Origin of the sequence: Shewanella scandinavica, assembly GCF_031932065.1 — a bacterium.
GTDB classification, from domain to species: Bacteria; Pseudomonadota; Gammaproteobacteria; order Enterobacterales; family Shewanellaceae; genus Shewanella; species Shewanella baltica.
Window position 1 is genome coordinate 1 of record NZ_JAUOES010000056.1, and the last position, 3,484, is coordinate 3,484.

A 3,484-nucleotide genomic window follows, 5' to 3' on the forward strand; every position below is an offset into this window, starting at 1 on the left:
CTCCCAACTTTTTGAGGCTATCTAGGGATTATCTAGGCCGCATCGAAAAACGGTTGAACCATATTGGTGCAACACACTGAACAACACCCATTAAATAGAAACATATCAATAACAATTTAGGTTAAGGCAGCATGAGCCTAAAAACGCGTTCAATCACCCAAAAACAGTGTGCAGATCATCCCAGTTCGCCAGCTTTCGATGACTAAAAACAGGGAGCGGATAACGCCTTCGCAGGATGAGGCCGCGACCGAAACCGTGAGCCGAATAGGAGGTTCCATTTGGGCGCCATCAATTCACCCAAAACAGCAAAAAACCTCACCTTTTGCCCTATCCTTTACGCCCTCAAGTGTTAACACAACAGCAACAAAAGCGAGCCGTTGCATCCTCCTCTAGGGTTGATGCAACGACTCGCCTGTAGCCCTACTGCTGCATAGGTTTGAGTGCTCCCAACTTTTTGAGGGGATCTAGGGATTATCTAGGCCGCACCGAAGAACTGTTGAACCCTAATGGTGTAATACCCCTATCACCACATAACATATCAGCAATAACTGCAACTAAGAAAACGTGTAGAATTCTCACTTGTCATCGTCGCACAGCACGTCAATATCTGCCCTATCAATGCAGGCTGCACCCACAGACATTAGCAAATGCCTAAACGACTAATACATCTGCAGGTAAAACAGCTGGCAAACGTAATACGCCTTAGTGGAGGCTTGAGCCGTATGCTGTGAAAGTTGCACGTACGGTTCTTGGAGAGCGGCACTAGGTAACAAGTGCCGCTTATCCGACCAAAGCTTGCTAACGTAAGTACTCTATTAACGTAAAAAACACGCCGTTGAAAGGCGTGCTTCTTAACGAGAAGTTAAGTATCAGCTAAGCATCAACGAACAAGACTTCACCATTGATAAAACCATCAACTGACCTTTCAAACGCCTTACCTACTAGTTTACCTGGCACTGGCTCGAAGCCAGGCATCATTTCACCATAAACCTCCCATGCTTCCTCAAGTACAGTAGGATTTACGACGTTGATTCGCGTCCCTCTTGGCATTTCGTGTGCGACACACTTAACAAAGGTATCGATTGCACCACTTGTTGTTGCATCCGCAATTGCATAAGGGATTGGTTTAACATTTAAAATGCCGCTAATTAGAGTGAATGAACCATTATCTGCGATATAATCTTGCCCAATACGAACAAGGCTTATTTGTCCCATCATTTTGCTCATAACCGTTGCCATCCATTGTGACTCTGTCATATCGGCAAAAGTGGCATATTCACAAAAACCAACCGTGTTTACTACAGCGTCAAAGTGACCTACTTTCTCGTATAAGGCTCTGATAGAGTTTTCATCTGTAATGTCAACGATATGATCTACATCACCAGAGCGTCCTGCGGTAATAACTTTATGGTTACCTAAACCAGATAAAGCAGCTTGTCCCATCTTACCTAAAGCGCCAATTAGAATTACTGTTTTCATGACTCTCTCCGTCTTGCTGATTTGTTTCGGCAAGGGCTATGTTAGTGCGAGATAAAAACAATTAGAAACAACGTTTCTTTGTAAGTGATACAATAAAAATTGGTAATGAGTTGTTCAGCAAGAAGGGGACTCGAATGAACAAGCTTGATAGGTTGGATATTAAACAGCTCAGAGTTTTTCAGGCGTTAATTCGTGAGCAAAGCGCATCGAAGGCAGCTAGTCAGCTAGGGCTTACCCAACAAGCCGTTAGTGAGCAACTTAAGAAATTAAGGGACGTATTTGAAGATCGATTGTTTCTTCGAAAAACTAATGGTTTTGTACCAACGCCTTTAGCAGAAGAATTATCGCGAGAAATCGACAAACTGCTTAGAGGATTTCAGGAGCTTCTGTCTCCCAAAGTATTTGATCCAACAACGGTTTTAGGAACCTATGTCATAACAGCAACAGACTATGCACAACAAATCGTTCTACCACAGTTAATTGCGACATTGAGACTTAAATCGCCGAACTTAAAAATCATTGTTAGAGATTTTGAATTAGATAGGTTAAATGACTTAATGGAAAGCGGGAAAGTGAACCTAGCGATAGCATTTCCTGACTATATACCTAAACCTTACCCAGTAATTAAGTTGTTTGAAGAACACCATATATGCATAACATCAAATCATTCAACGATTTCTAAAGTAAATCCCTCATTAAAAGAGATAGCAAGCTATCCGACGATTATTGCTTCACCATCCAGACCTAATTTTAAAGGATCAATAGATGATTGGTTCAAGCAGTTTGGTTTAGAGCGTAATGTCGTTGTATCTGCACCTTGTTTTTCCGTAGTTCCACTTTACCTTGAAACAACGGATTCTATTGCTTTCTTGCCTTCTAGAGCGGTAGAAGGATTAAACGTGACACAAATAGTAATGAGCGAGTCACCTGAGCCATTTGATGTTATCGCTGCATGGCATCCCAGGTATAGCAATGATCCGCTACAGAAATGGATTGTTTCTCTGTTAAAGGAAAAATATCTCACATAGGTTGCACTATCTTCTAATGATGGACAACTAACACGCTTATATCCCGAGGTATTGTGTAGATTGAACGATTGAGCGCTTAGAGCTCACACTAGACAGCTCAAAATCTCGCAATTCCCCTGACCTATTCGAGCGGAAATAATTAACATCAAAAAAACAAAAACACGTCATTGCATCCTCCTGTAGGGTTGATGCAATGACTCGCCTGTAGCCCTACTGCTACATGGGTTTGAGTGCTCCCAACTTTTTGAGGAGATCTAGGGATTATCTAGGCCGCATCGAAGCACGGTTGAACCCTAATGGTGCACCCCCCCTATCCCCAAATAACATACCAGTAACAACTAAGGCTAAGAAAACGTGCGCTATTCTCACTCGCCATCGTCGCACAAAGCCCTATCAATGCCAGCTGCACCCACAATCATCAGCAAATGCTTGAACGACTAACGCACCTGCAGGTAAAGCAGCTGACAAAACGTAAACATGCACATTGATGCTAGGTATCAACACTTATCCGCCTAACTAAATCTCCCTGCCTCACAAAGACTATTTAGCCAGCGTGAGATTAGCGGACACATCGGCAGGTAAACACAGCAGGATCATAGGACCAGACGGAACAACACCCTTAGGTACCGGCGACATAGATCACCGGCATTAACGTATTACAGCCCACAGCTCATGAAGTTCATTGGGATTGGTTAAAGCTGACTACATGGTATGAAGCGTAAGGTGATCGAGTGACACGTCTGCAGGTGAAAAAAGTGGTCTAAGAATAGGTTAAACCGAACGCACGATTGAACTGGATTAGTCTTAACTTAACCTGTAAATATTCAAATCACGATGTGTAGTGGCATAGTGAATTTGGCCACCTAATAAGAAATGTTATGATCCTCTCATAACCCATTTAGGTGACAACATGAATAAAAGTAAACGTGCTCGATATAGCGCAGCCATTAAGCTCGAAACCGCTCAATTAGTCGTTG

3 protein-coding genes are annotated in these 3,484 nt (G+C 42.8%); 1 reads left to right on the top strand and 2 read right to left on the bottom strand.

Translation table 11 applies throughout. The annotated features are described in order from the left end of the window. Positions 1–149: 149 nt before the first annotated feature. Entirely contained in the window at positions 150–278 is a 129-nt protein-coding gene (locus Q4Q50_RS22240) for a hypothetical protein (RefSeq protein WP_259399866.1), read from the bottom strand. Positions 279–873: 595 nt separating this feature from the next. Continuing rightward, positions 874–1,479, bottom strand: a complete 606-nt coding sequence (locus Q4Q50_RS22245) for a short chain dehydrogenase (protein WP_012196891.1) — start codon at positions 1,477–1,479, stop codon at positions 874–876. A gap of 134 nt (positions 1,480–1,613) precedes the next feature. Here Q4Q50_RS22245 and Q4Q50_RS22250 point away from each other — a divergent pair, with 134 nt between their 5' ends. Next, positions 1,614–2,507, top strand: a complete 894-nt coding sequence (locus Q4Q50_RS22250) for a LysR family transcriptional regulator (RefSeq protein WP_012196890.1) — start codon at positions 1,614–1,616, stop codon at positions 2,505–2,507. The last annotated feature ends 977 nt before the right edge of the window (positions 2,508–3,484 follow it).

Bases quoted from the DNA above. Each gene is read 5' to 3' on its own strand.
- Q4Q50_RS22240 (WP_259399866.1), bottom strand. From the start codon at position 278: ATGGAACCTCCTATTCGGCTCACGGTTTCGGTCGCGGCCTCATCCTGC.
- Q4Q50_RS22245 (WP_012196891.1), bottom strand. From the start codon at position 1,479: ATGAAAACAGTAATTCTAATTGGCGCTTTAGGTAAGATGGGACAAGCT.
- Q4Q50_RS22250 (WP_012196890.1), top strand. From the start codon at position 1,614: ATGAACAAGCTTGATAGGTTGGATATTAAACAGCTCAGAGTTTTTCAG.